Source organism: Streptomyces sp. TLI_55 (genome assembly GCF_900206255.1).
Classification (GTDB): Bacteria; Actinomycetota; Actinomycetes; order Streptomycetales; family Streptomycetaceae; genus Streptomyces; species Streptomyces aquilus.
The window spans coordinates 8,959,299-8,984,710 of sequence record NZ_OAOJ01000001.1; the positions used below are offsets into that span (position 1 = coordinate 8,959,299).

Sequence of the window (25,412 nt, forward strand, 5' to 3'; positions counted from 1 at the left end):
GACCGTATGAGGAAGAGAGCGCGCCCCGGCCGTCTGGTCCTGGCCGTCGGCATCGTCTTGGCGTTCGTGCTGCAACTGGCGGCGACGGCCGAGAGCCGGGCCGCCTCGGGCGAGGCGCTGAGCGTCAACCTGGCGTCGACGCGGGGTCCGTCGACCGGCGTGGGTGAGGGCTTCCTCTACGGTTTCACGCAGGACGGCAGCCAGCCGGCGGACCAGTTCATCAAGCCGCTGGGAATCAACGCGTTCCGCGGCGGCGGCTGGTTCTCCGGCGGCTGGATCAAGGACAACTACCAGTACGGATCGGCCACTCGGGCCGACATCGACTCGATCGTCGCGCAGGCGAAACGCCTCACCCAGCCGCCGTACCACGCGCAATACCAGGTACTGGTCAGCGACATCTACGGCGCCAACGGCGGGCAGCCGTCCAACACGAGATACCCGTGCGACAACGGCGACTGCTCCAACTGGATCAGCTTCATCGACTCCACGGTAGGAGCACTGCAGGCCACGGGGCTGACGTTCGCCTACGACATCTGGAACGAGCCGGACATCTCCGCCTTCTGGACCCGGGGTGTCAACAGCGCCCAGTACTTCCAGATGTGGGACACCGCCTACCGGGAGATCCGGCGCATCGCCCCCGCAGCGCAGATCGTCGGGCCGTCGCTCGCCTTCACCCCGCAGAGCAACCCGGGGGAGTGGCGGACCTGGCTCGCACATGTGAAGGCGGCTGAGACGGTACCGGACATGATCACCAACCATGACGAAGGAGATGTCGACGACCCGGTCACCGTCTCCCAGTCCCTCAACAGCGCCCTGACCACGGCGGGCATCGGCCCCCGGCCGCTGTCCGCGAACGAGTACCAGCCCGCCGACCGGCAGACCGCCGGAGTGACGGCCTGGTACCTGGCGCGGTTCGCGCAGTCCGGATACACCAACGCGATGCGCGGCAACTGGGTCTGCTGCGTCACCCCCAACCTGACAGGAGTCCTCACCCAGAGCGGCGGCAGCTGGCAGCCGACCGGCAACTGGTGGGCGCTTCGGGATTACGCCGACATGACCGGCACCCTGGTCGACACCTCCGGCCAGGTCGGCTCGACGGCGATCTCGGCCTCCGAGGACCCCGCCAACAAACGCGCGGTGGCGATCATCGGCGACGCGAACGGCAACTCCGGTACCGCGTCCGTGACCTTCAACGGCCTGTCGTCCGTGCCGTGGCTGACGAACGCGGGCAGCGTGCATGTCACCGTGCACCGCATCCCGGACCAGGCGCCCCTCGCCGCGCCCCAGACCGTCTACGACCAGAACGTGAGCGCCTCGGGCGGCTCGATCACCGTGCCGCTGACGTTCCAGGCCGCGCATGACGCGTTCGCGGTCTACCTCACCCCCGCCTCCACCGGCGGCGAGGGCTTCCCGGCCGGAAACCACCAACTCGTCGTCGCCCACGACACCTTGTGCCTGGACGTGTACGGCAACTCGGGCAGCGCGGGCGCCGCGATCGACCAGTGGACCTGCAACGGGCAGAGCAACCAGCAGTTCCAGTTCGTACCGGCCTCGGGCGGCTACGGCGAACTGCGCGCCCAGAGCTCCGGCCAGGACGTCGCGGTCGCGGGCGGCTCCACGACGGCAGGCACTCCGAACATCGTCCAACAACCCCCCGGCACAGCGGCCAACGGCCTCTGGCTGCCCGTGCGCCAGTCCGACGGCTCCTACGCCTTCCAGAACCGCAACAGCGGTCTGTGCCTGGACGTCTACGGCGCCGGCAGCACGGCGGGCCAGCAACTGGACCAGTGGCCGTGCAAGAACGCCCCCGGCACCAACCAGGACTTCTTCGTCCGCTGAACCGACCGCTGAGCCGTCCACTGAATCGTCCAAGGCATCGTCCACCGAACCGTCCGCCGACCGCACCGGCCGTGGACACCCCCCACCTGCGAAAGGAACCCACCGTGTCAGCAATCGCACGGCTGTTACGGCGCCTGCGCGTCCCGACGGCCGTACTCGCGGGCCTCGTCCTGGCCGCCGGCGGCGTCGTGGGCACCACCGCCACTCCGGCCCGGGCCGCCACCTCCATCACCCTCAACGGCACCTCCGGCGGACGGACCTTCGACGGCGTCGGCGCGATCAGCGGCGGGGGCGGCAACAGCAGACTCCTGATCGACTACCCCGAGCCGCAACGCGGCCAGGTCCTCGACTACCTCTTCCGGCCCGGGTACGGCGCCTCTCTGCAGCTGCTCAAGGCCGAGATCGGCGGGGACACCAACTCCACCTCGGGAGCCGAGCCCAGTCACCAGCACACCCGCTCCGACCTGAACTGCGACCGGGGCTACGAATGGTGGCTGATGGAGCAGGCCAAGGCCCGCAACCCCAACATCAAGCTGTACGGGCTCGCCTGGGGCGCCCCGGGCTGGATCGGCAACGGGAACTTCTGGTCCACCGACATGGTCAACTACCTGGTCTCCTGGCTGGGTTGCGCCAAGCAGCACGGGCTGAGCATCGACTACCTCGGCGGATGGAACGAGCGCGGCTACAACGTCTCCTGGTACCAGCAGCTGCGCAGCGCGCTCAACAGCAACGGCTACGCCGGCGTCAAGATCGTCGCGGCCGACTCGGACTGGTCCGTGGCGAACGATGTCAACTCCAACCCCGCGTTCGCCTCCGCGGTCAGCGCCATCGGCACGCACTATCCCTGCGGCTACCGGTCCTCCCAGTCCACCTGCACGGTCCCGGCGGCCGCCCTGAACTCCGGCAAGCCGCTGTGGGCGAGCGAGAACGGCTCGGACGACTACAACGGGGGAGCGCAGGCCATGGCCCGCGGCATCAACCGCGGATACATCGACGGACGCATGACCGCGTACCTCAACTGGCCGGTGGTCGCCGCGCTCACCCCCAACCTGCCGTACCCCACCATGGGCCTGGCCCTGGCCGCACAGCCCTGGTCCGGCTCCTACTCGATCGGCAAGAACACCTGGGTGATGGCGCACACCAGCCAGTTCACCGCCCCCGGATGGCACTACCTCGACGCCTCCAGCGGCTACATCGGCGGCAACCGCGCCAACGGAAGCTACGTCTCGCTGAAGTCCACGAACAACTCCGACTACTCCACGGTCATCGAGACCATGGACGCCGGCAGCGCGCAGACGCTGAACTTCAACGTCACCGGGGGACTGTCCACCGGAACCGTCCACGTCTGGTCCACGGACGTCGGTTCCGCCAACCCGGCCGACCACTTCGTGCACAGCACGGACATCACCCCGTCCGGCGGCGGTTTCAGCCTGACCGTCCAGCCCGGCCACCTGTACACGCTGACCACCACGACCGGACAGGGCAAGGGCACCGCCACCGGTCCCGCCAAGAGCGCGCTGAAGCTGCCGTACAGCGACTCCTTCGACGGCTACACCACCGGCACCGAGGCGAAGTACCTCATGGACTGGCAAGGCGCCTTCGAGACGGTGGGCTGCGGCGGCGGCCGTAGCGGAAAGTGCGTGCGCCAGATGAGCCCGCAGAAGCCGATCACCTGGGACTCGCTGACGGATCCGCACGCCCTGCTCGGAGAGACGGGCTGGGGCAACTACACCGTCTCGTCGGACGTGCTGCTCGAACAGTCCGGATACGTCGAACTGATCGGCCGTGCGGGCGCGCACGACTACGACCACGGCGGCGGGCAGAACGCCTACCGCCTGCGGGTGAGCGACACCGGGGCCTGGTCGATCCTCAACTCCAACACCAACGGCACCGTCACCACCCTGGCCCGCGGCACGACCGCCGCGCTCGGCACCAACCGGTGGCACACCCTGGGCCTCACCTTCAACGGCACCACGATCACCGCCGTCGTCGACGGCGCCACGGTCGGTACCGCGAGCGACAGCACCTGGGCGGCCGGGCAGATCGGCTACGGGACCAGCCAGGGCGAGACCGCACAGTTCGACAACCTGTCCATCACACCCGGCAGCGGCGGCAACGACGGCGGCACGACCGGCGCGATCGTCGGCGTCGGCTCCGGCCGGTGCGTCGACGTACCGAACCAGTCGCACACGGCCGGTACCCAGGTGGCGCTGTGGGACTGCAACGGCGGCAGCAACCAGCAGTGGACGGACACCTCCACCGGTGAGCTGCGGGTCTACGGCAGCGTCTGCCTGGACGCCGCGGGGCAGGGCACCAGCCCCGGCACCAAGGTGGACATCTGGGACTGCAACGGCGGCGCCAACCAGAAGTGGACGCTGCGCGCCGACGGCACCATCACCGGTGACCAGTCCGGCCTGTGCCTGGACGCCACCGGCGCCGGAACGGCCAACGGCACCCTGCTGCAGCTGTGGACCTGCAACGGCAGCAGCAACCAGAAGTGGACGCGCGACTGATCCCGTGACCGGCGGGCTTCCCGCGCCTGCCCGATCCCTCTGAAAGGCCTCCCATGACTTCCTCCCCCCTGCCGCTCAGTCGGCGGCGACTGCTGGCGGCGGCCGGTGCGTCGGCGGCCGTCGGCCTGCTGCGGTTCGCCCCCGAGGCCGCCGCGACCGACGGTCCCCAGAGCTACACCGCGAGTTGGTCCTCCGTGGACCAGCACCCCCCGGCCCCGGCCTGGTTCCAGGACGCCAAGTTCGGCATCTACTACCACTGGGGCGTCTTCAGCGTTCCCGCGTTCGGCAACGAGTGGTACCCGCGCAACATGTACGTCGATGGCTCCGCCGAGAACAACCACCACAAGGCCACCTACGGCGACCCGGCGGCCTGGCCGTACCACAACTTCATCGACGGTGGCCGGGACAAGGCGGGCAACTTCGTCCAGTTCGCCCCCAAGCTGGTCTCCCAGGGCGGCAAATGGGACCCGGACGCCTGGGCCCGGCTGTTCAAGGCCGCGGGCGCCCGGTTCGCAGGGCCGGTCGCCGAGCACCACGACGGCTACTCCATGTGGAACAGCCGCGCCAACCCGTGGAACTCGGTCCAGCACGGCCCCAAGCTCGACCTGGTGGGGCTGCACGCGCAGGCCATCCGCGGGCAGGGACTGAAGTTCATGGCCTCGCTGCACCACGCGTACCACTTCAACGGCTTCTACGACCACGTGCCCAACCAGTCGGACCCGACGCTGCGCATCCTCTACGGCCAGCAGGGCTCGGCCGCGGAGAACAAGCTCTGGTACGACAAGCTGGTCGAGGTCATCGACGGCTACCAACCGGACCTGGTCTGGCAGGACTTCGACCTCAACCTCGTACAGGAGTCCTACCGGCTGCAGTTCCTCGCGCACTACTACAACCAGGCCGTCGCATGGAACAAGGACGTCGTCGCCACCTACAAGGACGGCCTCAACAACAAGGGCGAGGTCTTCGACTTCGAACGCGGCGGCCCGGCAGGTCTGCTCACCCCCTACTGGCTGACCGACGACAGCATCTCCTCCTCCAGCTGGTGCTACACGGTGGGCATCGGCTACTACACGACCCAGGCCCTGCTCCACTCGCTGATCGACCGGGTGAGCAAGGGCGGCAACATGCTGCTCAACATCGCCCCGATGGCAGACGGCACCATCCCCTCCGGGCAGCAGTCCATCCTGCTCGCGATGGGGGACTGGCTCGGCCGCTTCGGAGAGGCCGTCTACTCCACCCGCTCCTGGTCCAGTTACGGCGAGGGCCCCACGAAGATGGGCGGCGGCTCCTTCAGCGGACCGGTGGCCGGCAAACCACAGGACATCCGGTTCACCCGCAGCAAGGACAACAAGGTCCTCTACGCCACCGCCCTGGGCTGGCAGGGCGGCACGCTGACGATCACGACGCTGAACTCGAACCAGATCAACCTCAGCAGCCTGACGGGTGCCCAACTGCTGGGCAACACCGCCGGCACCTACATCAACCTGCCCGCACCGACCCAGGACGCGTCGGGCCTGCACCTCACCATGCCCTCCGCCAACGCGCCGTTCAGCGCGCTGGCGTACACGGTCAAGCTCACCTTCTCCGGTGAGATCCCCGTCCTGGGCCCGCCGGGCGGCTCCACGACCTGGGTCAGGATCGCCAACGTCACCAGCGGCCTGGTGCTCGACAGCGGGGGCAACGTGACCGCCGGCTCCAACCTCAAGCAGTGGAACTACGACGGCAGCACCAACCTGCAGTGGCAGCTGATCGACCTCGGCAACGGCTACTACCGCATCATCAACCGCACCAACGGCATGGCCGCCGACAGCTGGGGCAACGCCGCCAACGGCGCTCCCGCCCGCCAGGAGGTGTGGAACGGCGGCAACAACCAGCAGTGGTCCCTCAACAGCCTCGGCAACGGCCGCTACCAGATCGTCAACCGGGGCACCGGCACCGCACTCGACGGCGCCGGCAGCACCACGGCCGGCTCCACCACGGTGCTGTGGACGCCGAACTCCAGCACCAACAACGCGTGGACCATCACCGCAGTGTGAAGACGACAACGGAAGAAGGTGCATATGAATCGCAAACCACTCTTAACGGCCTTCGTGGCCGCGCTACTTCTCGTCCTGACCACCGCAGGCACCTCGTTCAGCAGCGCCCTCGGCGCACCCGCGCCGGACACCAGGTCCGCCACCGCGGCAAGCGCCGGCTGTGGGAAGGCCCCGACGCTGACCAGCGGCAACCACACGATTCAGAGCGGCGGCCAGAACCGCAGTTACATCCTGCGGGTCCCGGCCGGCTATGACAGCAACCACCCCTACCGGCTGATCTTCGGCTTCCACTGGCGCGGCGGCACGGCGAACGACGTCGACTCGGGCGGCACGGACGGCTACAACTGGTCCTACTACGGCCTCAGGCGCCTGGCGGACCAGGCGAACAACAGCACGATCTTCGTCGCGCCCCAGGGTAACGGCAATGGCTGGGCCAACCCCGGCGGCCAGGACGTGGCCTTCGTGGACGCCATGGTCAACCAGATCGAATCGGGCCTGTGCGTCGACACCACCCAGCTGTTCTCCGCCGGCTTCAGCTACGGCGGCGCGATGTCGTACGCCCTCGCCTGCTCCCGGGCGACCGTCTTCCGCGCGGTCGCGGTCTACTCCGGCGCGAACCTCAGCGGCTGCAACGGCGGCAACCAGCCCATCGCCTACATGGGACTGCACGGCCTCAGGGACAACGTGCTGCCCATCCAGTCGGGACGAGACCTGCGCGACACCTTCGTCCGCACGAACGGCTGCACCCCGCAGAACCCGCCCGAGCCGGCCTACGGAAGCCTGACGCACACCATTACCACCTACTCCGGATGCAGGTCCGGATACCCCGTCGTCTGGGCCGCGTTCGACGGAGCGGGCCACGACCCCGGCCCCATCGACGGCTCCACCGGTGACGGCTGGCGCACCTGGACGTCCGCGGCGGTGTGGCAGTTCTTCACCCAGTTCGGCTCCAACCAGCCGCCGCCCCCGCAGTCCGGCAACCAGCAGATCATCGGCCAGCAGTCGGGACGCTGCGTCGACATCAACAACTCGACCACGGCCAACGGCACGCAGGCACAGCTGTGGGACTGCAACGGCGGCTCCAACCAGCGGTGGACCTACTCCTCCGGAAAGCAGCTGGTCGTCTACGGCAACAAGTGCCTGGGCGTCGGCCAGGGCGCGGGCAACGGCACCCCGGCGGCGATCTGGGACTGCAACGGGCAGCCGGACCAGCAATGGAACATCAACGCCGACGGCACGATCACAGCGGCACAGTCGGGTCTCTGCCTGGACGCCAACGGCCAGGCAACGACCAACGGCACGAAAATCCAGCTGTGGACCTGCTCCGGCGGCGCCAACCAGCACTGGCGCCTGCAGAACTGACGGCCCGGGGCCAGGCCCTACCCGGTACGGGCCTGGCCCCAGGACTCGGCATTTCTCGGCTGGTGTGTACTTCATTGCTCTTCGAGTTGCAGGGTCAGTCGGGCAGCCGTGGTGACGGTGGAGTCGAATGCCCGGCAGGCGACCACCGCGTGTGTGACGCCGGTCGCCGCGCGGATCAGGTCGAGTCGTACGGTACGGCCCGTCTGTCGGCGGAGCCGCGCCTCCACCCAGGTGGTGGTGGCGCTGACGTCCGTGGTCCGGGTGCGCTCGCCGCGCAGAAGGCGTGTGCCGTCGTGCACGACGGTGGTGCGCAGTTCGGGGAGGTCGGCGCCCGTGGCGGTGAGTGTCCCGTCGGGGCTCAGTGTCCAGCCGACATGGGCGAGACGGTCTGCCAGGTCCTGAGCCTGTGTGAGTGAGCCGGACAGCGGTTCTGTCGAGGTGACGCGGAGCGTGTGGAAGGAGCGCATTCGGTTGTCGGCGGGTGAGGGGGAGGCCGTGGTGTCCGCTGCCGGCGGGGTGGTGAAGGACGGGAGCCCATCGGGTCGTATGGGCGCCGCGGGCTTCGAGGGGCTGAGACAGGGCGTCGGTGGGGTGCCTGCTGGAGGGGCGGCGGCGCGGGAGTCGGCCAGGGAGGGTGCGCCGGGTTTCGGGCCGTCAGGGAGGAGTCCGAGGAGCAGAATCAGCACGGGGAGCAGGGCGGAGGTCGCGTACAGGGCGGGTGAGAAGGTGCCGACCGGTCGCCCACGCCACCCCCACAGCCGTGCCCAGACGCCGGTGAGCAGCGGCCAGGCGGCGAGCGTGCCCAGCGTCGCCCACCATGTCGGACCCGAGGCGAGCTGTTCCCGGGCGAGTGAGACAGCCTTACGGGTGGCGTCCGCAGCCGTCGTGTCGTCGAGCAGGCGGTAGGCCAGTTCGGCGCCGCACAGGTCCAGCAGGTTCTCGGTGAGCATCGCCGCGGGCCACAGGAGGACCAGCAGGAGCTGGGTCACGGGCTGTTCGGCGCGGGCGGCGAACCACAGGCGCATGCGGACAGGTGGGTGGTAGAGGCGGGCCAGAGCGTCGTGGGTGGACTGTGCCAGGGCGTTCAGTGCCCGCTGCTGCGCTGTTGGTACGGCTGCCGCGGCCGCATACCGGTCCGCGGTCAGTTCCGCCGTCCACAGAGCGCCGACCACGACCAGCAAGGTCTTGGGCACGGCCAGGACCACCAGGACGATCTGAGCGGACAACAGGGGAGCGGCGGCGTTGCCGGAGGCGAGCAGCAGCGCCACGGGCAGCAGGCCGAACACCGTGAAGACGTACGGCCAGGCTCTGACCAGGCCGGTGAACGGGCTGCCGAGCCCGGTGACATGCTGTTCGCCGTACCGGAGGTGGCCGATCTCGTGCAGCAGGACCGCTTCGGCCGCCTCCCGGTCCCGTTGCCACAGACTGACCAGGGGGCTGAAGACGCCGACTCGTGTGGTGCGCCAGCCGCCGGGATAGACACGGGCGAGCAGGTCCCGGCGCACAGTGACCCGCAGTTCGATGCCTGGCGCCTGCCGGGTGAGGAAGCGCCGCATCTGGTCGTAGACGTGCGGTGTGCCGTCCGGCTCGTGGTCCGGCGGCTGCAGCTTGTAGTGCCGCTCGACCCACCATGTGCGTGGTTGGGGTGGGGCCACAGACAGTGCGCCGGCCAGCAGGAAGACCACGGGGAGCAGCTGCACGACGGTCAGCGCCAGTGCCGTCAGCAGGGCAGGGTCGCGGCCGTGCTCGGTCCCGGTCCAGGACGCCGTCCACGCCAGCCAGTCGACCAGCAACGGGACCTGTCCCGCGAACAGTCCGAGGGTCAGCCAGAGCCAGGGCGGCGGCCCCCACAGCCGTGTGGGCCGGCTGGCGGACCCGGGTGCCGGTGGGACCGAGCGACCGGGATCCGCCGGGCTCATGCGCCGTCCGTCTCCTCCGCCGTCGTGGGTGGTCTTCCCTGTGTCGGGTCGGCTCCGGGCGCTGTGCGGCGGCGCAGCAGGCCGAGGAGCGCACCGGGCAGATGGCGGACGGGGGTGAGCATGCGTCGGGAGCCGCCCACGGCAGGTTCGGGCGGCTCGTTCGCCACCAGGGCGTCGAGGAAGGCCGCGACGTCGCCGTGGTCCTCGGAGGCCAGCAGTTGGGCGGTCAGCTGGGCCACGAGTTCCTCGGCGGTGACGGTGTCGACTCCTCGGGCGCGCAGCCGCTCGCAGATGCGCAGGGCGGCCAGCACGGCGTCGGTGTTTTCCTCGCCGGTGCGGGGATGTGCGGGTTCGGTGTCGCTCCTGGGCGACTGCCCGCCAGAGGCAGCTGCGCCTGGTGCCGGGCTTGACGGCGGGCGCGGCTCCGGCCCCGTGCGCTGCGACCGCAGGCTGACCAGCAGGGCCGCCGCGGAGACGGTATTGGCGAACTCCTGGCTGGCCAGGGCTGCCTTGACCGCATCGGCGGCGTACGCCAGCGCGTCCAGCAGTTCGGGCAGCAGGGTGACGATCCCCCCGCCGAAGCCGCCTGGCGCGTGGCCACTGGTCCGGAACAGCTCCCGGCGGGCTCTGCCTCCGGTGGCGTAGGCGCGGGTGATCTGCGCGGCGAGCACGGTTTCGTCAGGTGCCGCCCAGCGCGCTAACTGCACCCCCCATCGGTCAAGATCTTCACCGGCCACAGAACCCTCCGCCTTCCGCTGCCGCCGATAGCGCCGTGTGCCGCCTCACGCGGATCACGTCGAGGCCCCGGAGAAGTCGAAACGGAATTCCAACTGGCCGTCGCTGGTACTGCCCTGCGCTGTCAAGGTGGCGTTGCTGCTATCCACCTGTCCGCCGAGTGTGGTCTCCTCGGCCACGGCGTGCGGGTATCCGCCTGGTAGTTCACCAAGGTCGGAGCGGCAGGGCACGACGAGTCTGGGCCAGTTGAGCAGGTTGAGGGCGACGGCCTGCTCGGTGTGGGGGTCGGTGAGCCGACCGCTCAGTTCGCCGTCGTCCCACTCCAGTTCCCAGTAGGTGAGCAGCAGGTTTGGGTCGCGTGGGTTGCCCGCCAGATCCTGGCTCGAACCGGTACTGACGGCCGACGACCCGAACGAAACCGCGCCCGCCTCGGAGGGCTGCCCCACCGCGAGCAGCAGAGAGAACGGGTTGCTCTCGGTCTCGTCCCCACCGGTGCGCGGGCGGGCGAGGTCCAGTGTGGCGTTCATGGAGTACGTCTTGGTGTCCGCGAACCGCCGTGAACCGTCGGCGCTGCAGTAGTCGTACACATCGACCGTGACCTGTGCTGTCCCGCTGTAGTGCTCTCCCCATAGCGCGGAAGCACCGGTCGGCTCACTCGGCGGTGTGTCGGTCGCTGAGGGCGACACGGGCGGGGCCGTGGTCTCGATCACGGGGGAACTCGCGAGCGGGGAGGCGGGTTCGGTGGTGGAGGGTGACGGTGTGGCGCTGTCCGTCGCGGACGCGGAGGTACCAACCGACTCTGCTGCGTCCGCCGATCCATCAGCCGAGCAGCCCGTCAGCAGCACACCTAGCAGCCCCGCACACACACCTGCCGTCACCACGACGCGGGCGCCATGCAAACGTGCCCCGGAATGAAATGTCACAACGCCCCCTGCCCCACCGGGACTTCAAACGCGATACCCCGGGGCAGCGATGCTACGGTGCGCAATCAATTGACTACACATGATCATTGCTTTTTTACCGTTCCGTGCTCAGCCGCCGGTGGTGCTGCTGCACGGCCATCCCCGGACATCCGCGACGTGGCATCGCGTCGCCCCGCTCCTCGTCCGACGCGGACTCACCGTTGTCTGTCCCGATCTCCGGGGTCCCAGCGGGCTGTTGCCGGTGATGTGGTCGAGGTGACGCGCTGCCTCGGCCATGCCCGATTCGCGCTCGCCGGGCACGACTGAGGAGGCAGTGTCGCGCTGCGTCTTGTCCTCGATCATCCGGACGCCGTCTCGCGGGTGGCGCTGATCGACTGTCTGCCCCTCACCGGGCATCTGTCCCGCATCACGACCGAGTTCGCCACGCAGTGGTGGCACTGGTTCTTCCTCGCCCAGCCGGACATTCCCGAGCGGGTCATCAACGCCGTGGTGCGGGCGATGCTGGAGGACTACCGGGCCGGTCTCACCAAGATCTGACTTCTTCGCCGGACGACCTGAGTGAGAAACCGCTGCGCCGACAAGCCCCCAGGGTGGACGCCGAGGTCAGTACCAGACGGAGAACGTGGCGTCGGCCCTGCTGGTGGTGGTGGAGGTCGGGTCGATACGCAGCGCGTAGTCGTAGTGCCGGATGTAGCGGTCCGGGTAGTTGTGTGAGCGGAACGACGACCAGGACGGGTCGGCGAGTCCGGCCGTCTTGTGGAAGGTGGCGTCCTGGGCGAATTTCGCGGTGCCGTCGTTGGCGTCGAGTCGCAGCTGGAAGTAGGAGTGTCGCAGGTAGCGGGTCGGGTCGGTGACGGACTGGAAGGAGATGCCGGAGGGGTCGGCCAGTCCCGGCACCAGCTTCCATTGTGAGTCGGTGTAGGGGTCGAACGGGTACGGGTCGATGCGGCCGAGGGCGTCGACCTGCCGCCAGTACCTGTCCGGGAAGTTGTAGGACTTCAGCCGGTTCCAGGCCGGCTTTCCCCACTTGGCGACCATGTTGTCGTACACCGTCTGTGGGATCGGCTTGATGTCGGCGTGCTTGGAGTTCAGCGGCTGGGTGTAGAGGCGCCGGTCGGTGGCGGTCCAGGTGCCGGTGGAGAGGTCGTTGGTCTGGTAGGCGTAGAAGAGCGCGTTGGCGTCGCCCCACAGGTACCAGGTGCCGGCGGCCTCGGCGAGGATCGGGCCTTCGATGCCTCCCTGCGGCGCCAGGCCCGAGGTGAACTGGGTGAAGCTGCCGGGGGCGAGGGAGGTGGACTTCGCCCCCGTGAGGCTGTTGTGGCCTTTGTAGTACAGGTAGTTGACGCCGTTCACGTCCTTGGCCAGGGTGCCGTCGATGATGTCGTAGCCCGGGTCGAAGAAGACCTGTGGTGCCGTCACCGTCTGGAAGTCCGTGGTGTAGTTCACCATGATCACGTTGTGTCCGCTGCTGTTGACGGCCGAGTAGGTGATGGCGTACTGGCCCCGGGAGGGGTCCCAGAAGGCATCGGGCGCCCACGTGTGGGTGGCCATGTCGTGCAGTTTCAGCAGACGGTAGTTGTCGAAGGAGCGCAGGTCGGCGGAGTCCCAGACGTGGATGTACGGCGTCTTCTTCGACCAGTCGGTGCCCTTCAGATTGGTCGCGAGGACGACGTACGTCCCGTCCTGCTTGGGCAGGATGAACGGGTCGCGCAGACCGCCGTCGCCCGCGGTCGGGGTCACGACGGGGTTGTTCTGGTTGAGCGGCATCCATTGCAGCGCGTCGGAGCTGACCGCGAGGTGCAGGCCGTAGTCCGTGCCGAGGTTTCTCGGTGACTGGGTGAAGTAGGCCATGACGAACGGGGAAGTCGTCGCGGCGCTCGCGGACCGGCTGCCGAGCGTCAGCAGGCCGGTGGTGGACAGCGGCACGGCCGCGGCCATGCCGAGGAACAGTCGGCGTGAGGGGAGGGGGGCGCTCATCTGGTGCCTCCGGGGCATAGGAAGGTGCGGGCGGATGAAGAACCCGTGGGCGGCACCGGCCCGGAGCCGCCCACGGGTTCGGTCCCTCGTCAGCTCCAGGGAGCCGCGGTGAGCCAGCTGGTGTCCTGGGCCCATGACGTCGTGGAGTCCCAGGCGTTGGAGCCGCCGTTGCTCGCGATGTAGACCGTGTAGTTGTAGTGGCGGAGGTACTTCGTCGGGAAGTTGGCGGACTGGAAGGAGGTGCCGGCGCCGCTGTTGCCCGCGGTGGGGCAGAAGGTGGCGTCCTTGGCGAACGCGCTGCCGCCGTCGTCGAAGTTCAGGTTGAGCTGGTAGTTGTAGTGGCGCAGGAACTGGCCGGGCTTGTCGACGGACTCGAACGACAGGCAGGAGGTGTTGGCCAGGCCGGCGCGGACGATCCAGGTGGCGTCGGCCTTGTCGGTGGCCGAGCTGGCGGCGGTGATGTTGGAGATGACGACCTTGCTGTCGGCGTCGTTGTGCCGCAGGTAGTGCGAGGTGCAGCAGGGCGAGGTGGTGGCCTTGAGAGAGATCCGGGAGCCGGGGGTGAGGGTTCCGGTGCTGGTCGAGCCGCTGTTGTAGCCGGCTGCGGTGATGTTGGCCTGTACGGCGTTCTCGGTGGCGTCCGAGGGGTAGCCCTGGGTCATGACGCCTTCGTAGAAGGTGCCTTGGGCCCACTTGCTGTTGTCACCTCCGATGCCGAGGATGATCGCGCCTTCCTTGTGCATCGGGTTGTAGCCGGAGGCGGTGGGGCGTATTCCGTTGTAGAAGGTGGACAGGCCGCCCGACTGGGCGTCGCCGCCGCGCAGGGCCCACTGGTTCGCGCCGCCCTTGAGCATGGCAGTCAGGAACCGGTGGTCGACGCTCGGGTTGTTGGCGTTGAATCCGCGGTTGACCCCGGAGAAGAGACCGTTCTCCAGGTCGGCCATGACCCAGGGGCCGTTGCCGCTGCCCCAGCCCCAGCCCTTGTTGTTGCCGAAGTAGAGGGCCTCCATGTGGCCGTTGCCGGTGTCCAGGTTGTTGGTCTCGGCGTTGCCGTAGTCGAAGCAGCAGCCGCCGTTGAAGTGCTTGCCGTTGAAGATCGCGTACATGCCCTCGGGCTGGTCGCCGGTGGCGATGCCGTTGGTGTTGTTGTTGCGGTAGCCGGTGCCGGGGGCGATGTAGACGCCGTACGCCTTGTGTCCGGCGACGGTGACCGGCGCCTCGACGGCGTTGGCGAGGTTGTCCGGACCGCCGGCGGCTCCGCCTCCGGGTGCCTGGGTGAGGTTGTTGCCCTTGGGGGACTGGTCGTAGATGACGGTGATGACACAGCTGGTGTTCGCGCAGAAGGAGTCCTGCTGCGCGGCGTCGGCGTATCCGCCCGCGCTCAGCAGCCCGATGTCCTTGGTCGCGTTGTCGGAGGCGCGCTTGACCTGGTAGAGCGGGCCGTTGTACGTCCCGTACAGGGCACGGGTGGTGCTGTGCGCGGCGACGCAGGGGGTGTTGCCGGCGGCGTAGATATCGCACGGCCCCTGGGTGGCGGCCTGCGAGGGGGCGGCCGTGGCGGTGAGCAGGCCGGCGGCGAGGGCGGCGGTGGCACCGGCTGCCAGCAGTGCGCGTCTGGCGCGGCCCATCCACTGTTTCTTGATCATGAAGGACTCCTACGCAGGGTGGAGCGGAAGGTGAGGGGGATTCCTGTGTGGGGTCCGCCGGAGGATCGGCGGATTCCGCAGAGCGCTCCGTGAGACGGTCGGGTCAGCTCGTCACGCGGAAGGTGGCGTCACTGCGCCCCGTAGCGGTGGTGATGGGGTCGAGGCGGAGCTGGTAGGCGTAGTGGCGGATGTAGTAGCCGGGGTGGTTGTACGACTCGAAGGACGACCAGGTCGGGTCGGCGAGGCCGGCGACCTTGTTGAAGGTGGCGTCGGCGGCGAACTGGGCGGTGCCGTCGTTGCGGACGAGCTGGAAGTCGTAGTTCTGGTGGCGCAGGTAGTAGCCGGGGTAGTTCACCGACTCGAAGGAGACGGTGCCGGTGCCCACGAGGCCGGGCCGCGGCCGGAACTGGGAGTCCTGGATGGGCGTGACGTTCGGGTCGATGCGCACGTCGAAGTTGGTCTGACGCACGTACCGGTCCTGGTAGTTGTACGACTGGAGCCGCTGCGCCGGGGTGTTGGGCCAGCGTGCGAGGACGCGGCTCTCCTCGGCGGAGGTGAGGGGCAGGATCGCGCCGTGGCGCTTGGCGGTGCCGCCCATGTCGTAGTTGGCCGCCGGCTGGAGCTGGTAGGTGCTGACGTCGAACGGGTTGTTCGTCAGGATCGGCCGGTATTCGCGTACGCCCTGCGGGCTGTTGTAGTCGATGTAGAGGGCCCACTGGTTGGTGTTCTGGAACTTCATCCAGACCGGGCCCTCGACCACGTTGCCGGTGAGGCCGAGGCTGGTGGAGAGGTCGCCGAGGTTGGTCCACGTCCCGAGGATCGAGTTGCTGCCCTCGATGCTGTTCTTGCCGTCGCCGGAGGCCCTCAGGTAGCGGTAGGGGCCGGTACCTGCGGGCACCTCGGTCATCTGGGTGTCGACGACCGCGGTGTTGCCGGGCGGGTCGATCCAGACCTGCGGGGTGGTGGTGAGGGTGTGGAAGTCCGTGGTGCGGGCGGCGTAGATGCGGTACTTGTTGATGCCGTTCAGCGTGGCGTTCGTCGCCCAGTAGACGACGTAGTCATTGGTCTCGGGGTTCCAGATCGCCTCCGGCGCCCACGCGTTCTTTCCGCCGGGGACCAGCGAGGCGGCGGGGAGCAGCCAGGGGTCCGACCAGTTCACCAGGTCGGTGGACTCCCACACCACGAAGTTGGGGCTGCCGTTGGCGTACGTCGAGCCGCAGTTGATGCACAGGTCGGTGGCGATGATCCAGTACTTTCGGCCGTCCTGGGAGCGCACCAGTGCGGGGTCGCGCACGCCCTTCGTGCCGATCTTCGAGTTGAGGACCGGCTGTCCGCCGTTGAGGTCGTTCCAGTGCAGGCCGTCCGCGCTGTGCGCGACGTAGAGCTGCTGACCGGTCGCGGAGTCGCCGGTGAAGTGCACCATCAGGTAGCCGGGGTCGGCGGCGGCCGCCCGCTGGGGTGTGGTGAGGGCTTGGCCCGTGAAGAGGAGGCAGACGGCGAGCAATATGACCGTCAGCCGGGCGCGGAGCGCAGACATCGGATCTCCTGTCGGGTGCGGGTGCTATCGCCAGGCGAAAGGGCGAGCGGGGTGGCGGGGGGAATGTGATCTCGGAGTGAGCGGGCCAGGGCCCGGGCACCGCGCGGGTCGGAAGGGGGGATCCGGACGACGGTGTTTCACCGCTTCGTCCGGGGCGCCGTGGTGACGGCGCGTCAGGGTGCGCGATTGCGTGCGTCTGCCCAGGTGGGGCGGTTGCGGCACGCGAAGGGTGGCTGCGCTTGTCGGCGCCCTTGAAGGCGTTTCAGGTGGGTGGCGTTTCGGCCAGAGACCTCCCTAGTCAACTCGCAGTCCGGTCGAGCAGGTTGGACGATATGTCGAACACTGTTCGCGAAATCGGGCAGAGGCTAAATCTGGAAAAGTGAGCGCGTCAATACATCCGACACATCCGATTAACCGAACTGACAGATGAGCGATCCGGCCCGCACCCGGCCCCCTGGCTCGGCCCGCAGAACGTCCCCCGAGTTTCTGTTATCGCCGCGCCGTCCCCCCGTCTCCGGTACATGCACACGACTCGACACGGCAGATCAGGCGGCCCGGCATGCGCAGGGGGGCTACGCAGAATTGTGTGTCCACGGGCTAGACATCAGCGGCGTCCGTACCCCTTAATCCATCCCATGTGTCAGCGATGAGTCGCGTTCCATATTTCGGACGACGTTTGATAAGTCGAACCGGGGTGGGTAGTCGCACGTCGGCCCGTCGGCACATCGACAGTCCAAGCAGCCGCACTGCCGTACCGAAAGGCCAAAGATGTCCTCCTCCGTCAGCAGACGTCGTCTCCTGCAACTGGCCGGGGCCACTGTGGCCGCCTCTGCCACCGGATCCTTTCTCGGCGCGTCCTCCGCCCAAGCGGCGATCGCCCCCGCGAGGAGCGACATCGGGGCCTTGGCGCACCCCTTCGAACTCGGCCAGGTCCGGCTCACCGCGAGCCGGTGGCTGGACAACCAGAACCGCACACAGAACTATCTGCGGTTCATCGATGTGGACCGGCTGCTGTACAACTTCCGCGCCACCCACAAGCTGTCCACCAACGGCGCGACCGCCAACGGCGGCTGGGACGCGCCGAACTTCGGCTTCCGGACCCACATCCAGGGGCACTTCCTGACGGCATGGGCACAGTCGTACGCCGTCACCGGGGACACCGCCTACCGGGACAAGGCCACCTACATGGTCGCGGAGCTGGCCAAGTGCCAGGCCAACAACAGCGCCGCCGGCTTCAATCCCGGATACCTCTCCGGCTATCCCGAGTCCAACTTCACTGCTCTCGAGCAGGGAACCAGTGGCGAGGTGCTGTACTACACCATCCACAAGACCCTCACCGGCCTGCTGGACGTATGGCGCCACATCGGCAGCACACAGGCCCGGGACGTGCTCCTCGCCCTGGCCGGCTGGGTCGACTGGCGCACCGGCCGGCTGACCACCCAGCAGATGCAGACCATGCTGCGCATCGAGTTCGGCGGCATGAACGCCGTGCTGACCGATCTCTACCAGCAGACAGGCGACGCACGATGGCTCACCGTCGCCCAGCGCTTCGACCACGCCGCGGTGTTCGACCCGCTGGCGGCCAACCAGGACCAGTTCAACGGACTGCACGCCAACACCCAGGTGCCCAAGTGGATCGGGGCCGCCCGGGAGTACAAGGCCACCGGCACCACCCGCTACCGGGACATCGCCACCAACGCCTGGAACATCACGGTCAACGCACACACGTATGCCATCGGCGGCAACAGCCAGGCGGAGCACTTCCGCGCCCCCAACGCCATCGCCGGCTACCTGACCAACGACACGTGTGAAAGCTGCAACACCATCAACATGCTCACGCTCACCCGGGAGCTGTTCGCGCTCGACCCGAACCGCGCCGCGCTGTTCGACTACTACGAGCGGGCGTGGCTCAACCAGATCATCGGCCAGCAGAACCCGGCCGACGACCACGGCCACGTCACCTACTTCACCCCCCTCAAGCCGGGAGGCCGGCGCGGTGTGGGCCCGGCCCTGGGCGGCGGCACCTGGAGCACCGACTACGGCACCTTCTGGTGCTGCCAGGGCACGGGCCTGGAGATGCACACCAGGCTGATGGACTCCCTCTACTTCCACGACGACACCACGCTGACCGTGAACATGTTCGTGCCGTCGGTGCTCACCTGGACGGAGCGCGGCATCACCGTCACCCAGACGACGACCTTCCCGGTCAGCGACACGACGACCCTTCAGGTCACCGGCAGCGTCAGCGGAACGTGGGCGATGCGCATCCGCATACCGAGCTGGACCACCGGGGCCACCATCAGCGTCAACGGCGTCGCGCAGACCATCACCACCACACCCGGCAGTTACGCCACCCTGAACCGCTCGTGGACCTCCGGCGACACGGTCACCGTCCGCCTGCCCATGCGGATCGGCATCCGACCGGCCAACGACAACGCGAACGTAGCCGCGATCACCTACGGCCCGGTCGTCCTCGCGGGCAACTACGGTGACTCCACGCTCAGCGCCCTCCCTGCGCTGACCACGTCCTCGATCAAACGGACCAGCAGCAGTTCACTCGCCTTCACCGCCACCTCCGGCGGCTCCACCGTCAACCTGGGCCCGTTCTACGACGCGCACGGCTTCAACTACGCCGTCTACTGGAACACCACCGGCACCACCGTCCGTCTCGTCAACGCGAGCAGCGGTCTCCTGCTGGGCATCCAGAACATGTCCACGGCCAACGGCGGCCGCGCGCTGCAATGGACGGACAACGGCACCTCCGACCACAACTGGGAAATGATCACCGATGGAAGCGCGGTCCGCTTCCGCAACGCCAACAGCGGCAAGGTGCTCGGCGTTCTGAACATGGACACCGCAGACGGCGCGACCGTTCTGCAGTGGGACGACAACGGCACCGCCGACCACAAGTGGACCCTCCTCGACCAGGGCGACGGGACCTACAAGATCCGCAACGTGAACAGCGGCAAGCTGCTCGCCATCACGGGCAACTCCACCGCGGTCGGTGCGTTCGCGGTCCAGGACGCGGATGACGGCACCGCCGACAACCGCTGGCGGATCGTGCTGAGTTAGCGTCCGTCGCGGAAGCGGGCGAGGTGGTCCTCCTGGCGGAGGGGGCGGACGCAGACCCAACGCGGAACAGTCACCCGAGTTCACCGCGACGGAGGGCGTCTCTCATCTCGCCCAGCTTCGCGGTCGTTGCCGGGGTCTGCTCCTGCGGTTGTTCAGCGAGGTGGAGGGCATCGTCGATCTCGCTGAGCTTCGCCGAGGACAGGACGGCCGCCCGCTCGATCAGGTCGTCGCGGGACACAGTGGTCAGCCACGTGCAAGGGGTGAAGCCCGGACGAGGGAACGCGAGCCGCAGCACGCCCTCAAAGGGCAGCCCGTCCATGGCACCAACCCGCACTTCGACGCCCAGACCGCTGATGTCGACGCCCGCCGGCTCGACGACCTGCATCGCCCGGATCCCGGACGCGTCGTCCCCCGACAGCAGGACGAACAGTCGCCGCTCGTCGGACCCCACCCACCAGACTTCGCCACGTCGCACATGTCCTCCTGCCACGGGACGTCAGTCGGCCCTGCGCGCCCCTGACGCACTGGGGAGACGAGTACGGCCACCCTTGATCATCGGTGTGTCAAGACAACCGATCACGCGGTGGCCGCAGGTCGCAGTGTACCCAGCGCGCTGGGTACAGGCGTTCGAGTGGCGGCGTTGTGCTCGGTGCCGTGATCACGGCAGGCGGAATGCTCTGGCGCTTCCTTTCCCGGCAGCGCCTCGTAGAGGAGCGACAGCGGGTCAAGCCGGGCCCCGTCGTGACTGCGCCCTCGCGGAGATCGACGCCCATCTCATCGATGCACCCCGGGCGTCGGCAACGTCCACGGGCAAGCGATCATCCGCAGCATTCACGGCAAAGCCCGCCTGTCACGCCTCTACCACGGCCACTCGACCCGCGACGGCCTGACCGTGTCACTGGACGAGCACGCGGCCGTCCTCGCGTGTCAGACCAGCTCGATCAGCCCGAGCCGGACGGCCTCGCTGACCGCGGCCGCGCGGTTCTCGGCGCCGAGCTTGCGGTAGATGCGGACGAGGTGGGTCTTCACGGTCGCCTCGGCCAGGAAGAGCGCACCGGCGATCACCCGGTTGCTGTGCCCCTGTGCGAGGAGCCGTACGACCTCGATCTCCCGCTCGCTGAGGGGAGGTTCGGGCGCGCGGCCCAGAGCACTGGCGGCGGCCTCCGGGGCCAGCGCCAGACCCCCGGCCGCCGCGGCCCGCACCGCGCGGAACAGTTCCTCGGGTGGGCCCGCCTTGAGGACGTACCCGCGCGCCCCCGCCTCCACGGCCCGCAGTACGTCGGCCTGGCTGCCGTAGCTGGTGAGTACGACGACCCGTACACGCGCGTCGGCCGCGAGGATCCGACGGGTGGCCTCGATGCCGTCGATGCCGTCGCCCGCCGCACCCGGCTCCGTCAGGCGCAGGTCCATGAGCACGACGTCGGGACCGAGCCGCTTGACCAGCCGCACCGCTTCGAGCCCGTCCCCGCTCTCGCCGACCACGTCGAAACCGGGCTCGCCTTCCAACAGGGCGCGCAGACCGGCTCGTACGACGGTGTGGTCATCGACGATCAGGATCCGCAGCGTGGGCTCGACGGCCTCGCTCATCGGGCGCCCACCGGGGTCCGGCCCACCGCGTGCGCCGGATGCCGCAGCGACGCACGCACGCGCGTGCCCCGTCCCGGCGCGCTGTCCACGGCGAGCGAACCGCCCAACGCGACCAGCCGCTCCCGCGCCCCGCCGAGCCCGAAGCCCCGGCTGTTCCCGGCGGACCGCACGGCGCCCGGGTCGAAGCCGGTCCCGTCGTCGCGCACCTCGACGGCCGCCGCCCCCTCCTCGCCGTACACCAGGGTCACCTGCACCTGGCCGGCGCTCGCGTGTTCGCACGCGTTGGCGAGCAGCCCCTGGGTGACCCGCAGCAGGGCGACCGCGTGCTCGGTGGGCAGCGGGCAGGCGTCGTGCTCGGTACGGAAGGAGATCCGAGGCGTGCCGGCCGTGATGTCCGTGCGGGCGCACAGGTCGCGCAGCGCCGACTCCAGTCCGTCCTCGGCGAGCACCGGCGGGGTGAGGTCCTGGATGATGCCGCGGGTCTGCGCGAGATGATCGCCGAGCGCTTCGGTGACGACCCGCACCTGCCTGCGGGCCGCCTCAGGACGGCGCTCCCAGTCACGCTCGGCGGCTTGCAGCAGCATCCGGCTGCCGGCGATCTCCTGCGCGAGCGTGTCGTGAAGGTCCCGGGCGATCCGCGCCCGCTCCGCGAGCCGCCCGGCCTCACGCTGCTGCCGGGCCAGCGCCCCGCGGGTGCCGGCCAACTCCTGGGTGAGCCGCTGCTGGTCGCGGTACAGCAGCGCGGTGGCCAGGACGGCGGTGACCGGCGGTGCCAGGGCGTCGGGGTCGACGACGCCGTACGCCCGCACCAGGACGGCCAGCAGCAGGGCCGTGATCACGCCGAGGGCCACGGCCCGCTCCGCGCGCGTGGGCATCCGCATCGCCAGGACCGCGAAGGGCACCGCCAGCCACGCGTACCCGGAGGCGAGCGGGCCCCACAAGGTCCAGGCGACCGATACCCACAGCAGCAGAAGGACACCGAGCAGCAGGGGCCGGGCCCGGCCGAGCCGGTCCCAGCGGCTCAGGCCGACCGCATACAGCAGGGCCATGGCCGCCGTGGGCGGCGCGACCCGCCAGCACAGCTCGTTGTTCAACTGGACGAGCCGGACGAGGGTGCCGCCGGCCGCGACCAGGAACACCAGGTGCGGCAGGTGACGCGCGGACACGGCGGAGCGGCGGACGGCGAGTGCGGTGACGGGCACGGCTGCGGCTCCCTGGGGCGGGCCGGGCGGCGGTGACAACAGGGCACGGATTGTAGGCCGTGACCTGTGTGATCGCTGTAAACGCCCGGACGAAGCCGTGCTCGCGCTGATGTCAGGCCCCCGGGTGCAGTCCGAGCCAGCCGGGCGAGGGAGCGCCCTGGACCTCACCGAAGTACAGGGAGAACGTCTGCTTCAACCGCTCGATCGTCGCCCGGTCCTCCATGAACCTCGGGAACTCGTCGAGGTGGGCGTTCGGGAACTCCCACACCGGCTTCAGGCTCGGGTTCGGGGTGACGTCGGTGCGCACCGACCAGCCGTTGAAGCTGGCCTTCTGGCTTCCCTCGGACAGCTGCCAGTTCATGTACAGCTTGGCGGCCGCCGGGTGAGCCGCCTGCTTCAGGATCGCGGCACGCTGGCCCCACGCCATGAACGGGTGGTCGCCCTCGGGCACGACCCACTTGACCGTCGTCGACGAGGAGAGCAGGCTGCCCGCGCTGCCGACCCCGATGGCCTTCGTCCCGCCGTTGACCGCGGCACCGGGGGTGTTCGTGCCCCGCGCGAACTGCGGCTGCTGCGCCGCGAACTTCGCCACCCAGTCCCAGCCGTACCGCTGCTGGTAGAGGGTGTACAGGAAGAGGACCGCGTCGTCGTCGTTCGGGTACGAGGACGCGATCGCGCCCTTCCACCGCGGATCGATCAGGTCCAGCGGGGTCTTCGGCGCAGGGGCGCCGACGCCCTGGATGTCGTACAGGAAGCTGAAGGCGATGACCATCACGGCGGTCCACGCGCCGTCCTCGTCCTTGAAGCCCTGGTGGACCTTGGAGAACCCGGCCGGCTTGTAGGGGAGCAGCTTGCCCTCACGCTTCCAGCGGGTGAAGTCCTGGAGCGTCTGGAGCTGGACGACGTCGGGGACCAGGGTGCCGGTGGCGAGCTGGTTGTCGACGCGGACGTCGTGGTACTTGCTGTAGTCCACGACGGCCGTCAGCTCGACCTTCGGGAAGCGCGCGGCCCAGGCGGCACGCACCCCGGCCGCCTGGCTGTCCACGTCCCCGCCCTGGTACAGGACGAGCCTGCCGCCCTCGGCTATCGCCGCCTCGTACAGCTCGTCGAGAGAGCGGGTCTCCTCGCGGACGCCGGTGAGCGACGAGGCGACGGCCGGGGCGGCGGCGCTCGCAGTGCTCTGCGCGGCGACGGCGGCGGCACCGCCGAGCGCGACACCGGCACCGGTCGTGAGCAGCCGACGCCTGCTGAAGTTGCTGGGCATGGTGGGGGGTCCTCCTGATTCCGCCGCCACCTTCCGTACGCGGCGGCGCGGCCAGTCTGCCGAGCGGCAGCGCCGTTGCGCGTCGCCCATAGGTTGCCCTTGGGTTCAACCTTTCGGTTGAACGCCCAGCCTGTGAGGGGGAATTGACTTCCTCTCCCTCCTGAAGGAGGGAGATTCCTACGGCTCGCGCCGTGGGGTTATCTGCTTCACAGCCGACTGCCCGCCCGGAGTGCGCCGTTGAGGTCTTACACCAGCTCCACAGCCAGACACCGTCAGCCCGACGGCCAGAATGATCTTCGCTGCGTTCACGTCCCGGTCGAGTGGTGATTTGTGCAGGTGGTCGCGCCTGCGGTCGGCGATGCGGGCGTAGATCCTGGCCACCTTCCGGCGTGCCTTGGCCAGGTTCGCTCCATCCCCCTTGGCCTTGCGGGCAAGCCGCCGCTGCGCCGTGGCCAGACGGGCCCGGTCGCGGCGTTCGTGCCGGGGGTCGGAGACCTTCTCCCCCGGGGAGAGGGTCAGCAGATGGTCGAGGCCGACATCGACACCGACAGCCGCATGCGTGGCCGGGAGTGGCTGGAGGGAGGTGTCCTCACACAGCAGGGACACGTACCAGCGTCCGGCCGAGTCCTGCGAGACCGTCACCGTGGACGGCGACGCACCCTCGGGCAGCGGACGCGACCACACGATCTCCAGCGGCTCCGCCGTCTTCGCCAGGGTCAGCCGGCCATCCCGGAGCCGGAACGCGACGAACTCCGCGGCTCCGGCCGTCGGCGCGAGATCACGCATCGGCCGTCAGACGATGGATGACGTCGGATACGTCGGCGAGGATCGACGGGGAAGAGCCATGTCGGCGCCCCGTCATTGCGATGTACCGGCCGGTCCTGTAGACCTCGACGGCCGTCCCGTCGGGGCGTCGAATGCGGCGTCCCTGTCGGGTGAGTGGGTTCATGCCCGGCCGCGATCCATGGAGGGGCCATCGATCCCCGGCGTGATCGCTGCACAGCTGGGATGCCCGCCGTGCCCCCTTGCCGGGACCAATTAAAGTGGCCGTGTGTCCACAGGAAACGCCGTAGTGGCGCGCAACGTGCGCTTTCTCAGAGAGCAGCGGGGTCTGTCCCTGGCCGAGTTGGCCCGGCAGGCCGGGCTGGCCAAGCAGACCCTGTCGAATCTGGAGCAGGGCACCGGCAACCCCACGGTGGACACCTTGTTCGCCATAGCGACTGCGCTCGGTGTCCCGGTCACCCGGCTGGTGGCCGAACGGGAGCAGGTGATGACCGTGCAGCGGGCCGACGAGGTCGTCTGGGAGCAGCACGGCGGATACGAGTCCCGGTCGCTGGACCACGTGTACGGCTCCGGTGTCATCGAGAACTACGTGGTGCGCATCGCCCAGGACCCGGACGGCGTGGTCAAGCCGTCTGAGCCGCACCCGGTGGGCACCCTGGAGCACCTGTACGTGATCAGCGGCCGTGTCCGCGTGGGTCCCGCCGGGGAGGCGGTGGAGCTGTCGGCCGGGGACTTCGTGCGCTATCCGGGCGACCGGCCGCACGTCTACGAGTCGCTGGACGGCGAGAGCCTCGTGCACATCGTGGTGAGCGTGCCGCGCGTGCAGCCCGGCACCGGCGGTGTCAGCGTGGCGCGCACGCACGGCGGCGCCCGGCGCTGATCCGGCTGCGCCGTGCCGTCTTTCGGCACATGTCCTCGCCTCGGCAGGCGCCGACCCGGAATGCTGGCGTCAGCCGCCGGTGGACGTCGGGGGCGACATCACCGCTGACCACTCCTGGCAAGGACAGCGGTGAACGG

General features: G+C 69.0%; 16 protein-coding genes and 2 pseudogenes. 7 read left to right on the forward strand and 11 right to left on the reverse strand.

All coding sequences use genetic code 11. The annotated features are described in order from the left end of the window. Nucleotides 1-6: 6 nt before the first annotated feature. The 4 genes from CRP56_RS40900 to CRP56_RS40915 all read left to right on the forward strand — a co-directional run bounded on the left by CRP56_RS40900 (nucleotide 7) and on the right by CRP56_RS40915 (nucleotide 7,750). Nucleotides 7-1,839 carry an RICIN domain-containing protein gene (locus CRP56_RS40900; protein WP_097272908.1) on the forward strand — a complete coding sequence of 611 codons (1,833 nt, stop codon included), beginning with the start codon at nucleotides 7-9 and terminating at the stop codon, nucleotides 1,837-1,839. Between the two features lie 104 nt (nucleotides 1,840-1,943). After that, nucleotides 1,944-4,352 carry a ricin-type beta-trefoil lectin domain protein gene (locus CRP56_RS40905; RefSeq protein ID WP_097272910.1) on the forward strand — a complete coding sequence of 803 codons (2,409 nt, stop codon included), beginning with the start codon at nucleotides 1,944-1,946 and terminating at the stop codon, nucleotides 4,350-4,352. A 53-nt stretch (nucleotides 4,353-4,405) separates the two neighbouring features. Then, entirely contained in the window at nucleotides 4,406-6,388 is a 1,983-nt protein-coding gene (locus tag CRP56_RS40910; RefSeq protein WP_097272912.1) for an alpha-L-fucosidase, read from the forward strand. Between the two features lie 24 nt (nucleotides 6,389-6,412). Continuing rightward, nucleotides 6,413-7,750 carry a ricin-type beta-trefoil lectin domain protein gene (locus CRP56_RS40915; RefSeq protein ID WP_097272914.1) on the forward strand — a complete coding sequence of 446 codons (1,338 nt, stop codon included), beginning with the start codon at nucleotides 6,413-6,415 and terminating at the stop codon, nucleotides 7,748-7,750. A 71-nt stretch (nucleotides 7,751-7,821) separates the two neighbouring features. Here the strand turns inward: CRP56_RS40915 and CRP56_RS40920 are convergent, their stop codons facing one another. From CRP56_RS40920 to CRP56_RS40930, 3 genes are all read right to left on the reverse strand, one after another. After that, nucleotides 7,822-9,669, reverse strand: a complete 1,848-nt coding sequence (locus CRP56_RS40920) for a M48 family metalloprotease (protein ID WP_097272916.1) — start codon at nucleotides 9,667-9,669, stop codon at nucleotides 7,822-7,824. Further along, nucleotides 9,666-10,376: a hypothetical protein gene (locus CRP56_RS40925; RefSeq protein ID WP_143664982.1), complete on the reverse strand. Its 711-nt coding sequence runs from the start codon at nucleotides 10,374-10,376 to the stop codon at nucleotides 9,666-9,668. The genes CRP56_RS40920 and CRP56_RS40925 overlap by 4 nt, the downstream gene beginning before the upstream one ends. 84 nt (nucleotides 10,377-10,460) lie before the next feature. After that, nucleotides 10,461-11,114, reverse strand: coding sequence for a hypothetical protein (locus tag CRP56_RS40930; protein ID WP_143664983.1), 654 nt, complete (start codon nucleotides 11,112-11,114; stop codon nucleotides 10,461-10,463). 292 nt (nucleotides 11,115-11,406) lie between these two features. Here CRP56_RS40930 and CRP56_RS40935 point away from each other — a divergent pair. After that, nucleotides 11,407-11,855, forward strand: a pseudogene (locus tag CRP56_RS40935) (alpha/beta fold hydrolase); the annotation flags it as partial. 75 nt (nucleotides 11,856-11,930) lie between these two features. Here CRP56_RS40935 and CRP56_RS40940 read toward each other — a convergent pair. From CRP56_RS40940 to CRP56_RS40950, 3 genes are all read right to left on the reverse strand, one after another. Continuing rightward, nucleotides 11,931-13,304 carry a glycoside hydrolase family 43 protein gene (locus CRP56_RS40940; RefSeq protein ID WP_097272923.1) on the reverse strand — a complete coding sequence of 458 codons (1,374 nt, stop codon included), beginning with the start codon at nucleotides 13,302-13,304 and terminating at the stop codon, nucleotides 11,931-11,933. Between the two features lie 89 nt (nucleotides 13,305-13,393). Further along, nucleotides 13,394-14,950 (reverse strand): alpha-L-arabinofuranosidase B, encoded by a 1,557-nt coding sequence (locus CRP56_RS40945; RefSeq protein WP_097272925.1) that lies wholly within the window; start codon nucleotides 14,948-14,950, stop codon nucleotides 13,394-13,396. Between the two features lie 103 nt (nucleotides 14,951-15,053). Next, nucleotides 15,054-16,487, reverse strand: coding sequence for a glycoside hydrolase family 43 protein (locus tag CRP56_RS40950; protein ID WP_097272927.1), 1,434 nt, complete (start codon nucleotides 16,485-16,487; stop codon nucleotides 15,054-15,056). A gap of 768 nt (nucleotides 16,488-17,255) precedes the next feature. On the opposite strand from CRP56_RS40950, the gene CRP56_RS40955 reads away from it, so the two are divergent. Continuing rightward, nucleotides 17,256-19,559, forward strand: a complete 2,304-nt coding sequence (locus CRP56_RS40955; protein WP_097272929.1) for a beta-L-arabinofuranosidase domain-containing protein — start codon at nucleotides 17,256-17,258, stop codon at nucleotides 19,557-19,559. A gap of 70 nt (nucleotides 19,560-19,629) precedes the next feature. Here the strand turns inward: CRP56_RS40955 and CRP56_RS40960 are convergent, their stop codons facing one another. The 5 genes and pseudogenes from CRP56_RS40960 to CRP56_RS40980 all read right to left on the reverse strand — a co-directional run. Then, on the reverse strand, nucleotides 19,630-20,034 hold the full coding sequence (locus CRP56_RS40960) for a growth inhibitor PemK (RefSeq protein ID WP_097272931.1): 405 nt from the start codon (nucleotides 20,032-20,034) through the stop codon (nucleotides 19,630-19,632). 452 nt (nucleotides 20,035-20,486) lie between these two features. Next, nucleotides 20,487-21,146 carry a response regulator transcription factor gene (locus tag CRP56_RS40965; RefSeq protein ID WP_097272933.1) on the reverse strand — a complete coding sequence of 220 codons (660 nt, stop codon included), beginning with the start codon at nucleotides 21,144-21,146 and terminating at the stop codon, nucleotides 20,487-20,489. Continuing rightward, on the reverse strand, nucleotides 21,143-22,348 hold the full coding sequence (locus CRP56_RS40970; RefSeq protein WP_097272935.1) for a sensor histidine kinase: 1,206 nt from the start codon (nucleotides 22,346-22,348) through the stop codon (nucleotides 21,143-21,145). Before CRP56_RS40970 ends, CRP56_RS40965 begins: the two co-directional genes overlap by 4 nt. Nucleotides 22,349-22,460: 112 nt before the next feature. Then, nucleotides 22,461-23,612 (reverse strand): ABC transporter substrate-binding protein, encoded by a 1,152-nt coding sequence (locus CRP56_RS40975; RefSeq protein WP_097272937.1) that lies wholly within the window; start codon nucleotides 23,610-23,612, stop codon nucleotides 22,461-22,463. A 177-nt stretch (nucleotides 23,613-23,789) separates the two neighbouring features. Continuing rightward, nucleotides 23,790-24,356 (reverse strand): annotated as a pseudogene (locus CRP56_RS40980) (RNA-guided endonuclease InsQ/TnpB family protein); the annotation flags it as partial. 307 nt (nucleotides 24,357-24,663) lie between these two features. Here CRP56_RS40980 and CRP56_RS40990 point away from each other — a divergent pair. Further along, the gene (locus tag CRP56_RS40990) at nucleotides 24,664-25,275 is read left to right on the forward strand and encodes a helix-turn-helix domain-containing protein (protein ID WP_097272939.1); all 612 of its coding nucleotides are present in this window, start codon (nucleotides 24,664-24,666) and stop codon (nucleotides 25,273-25,275) included. Nucleotides 25,276-25,412 lie beyond the last annotated feature (137 nt).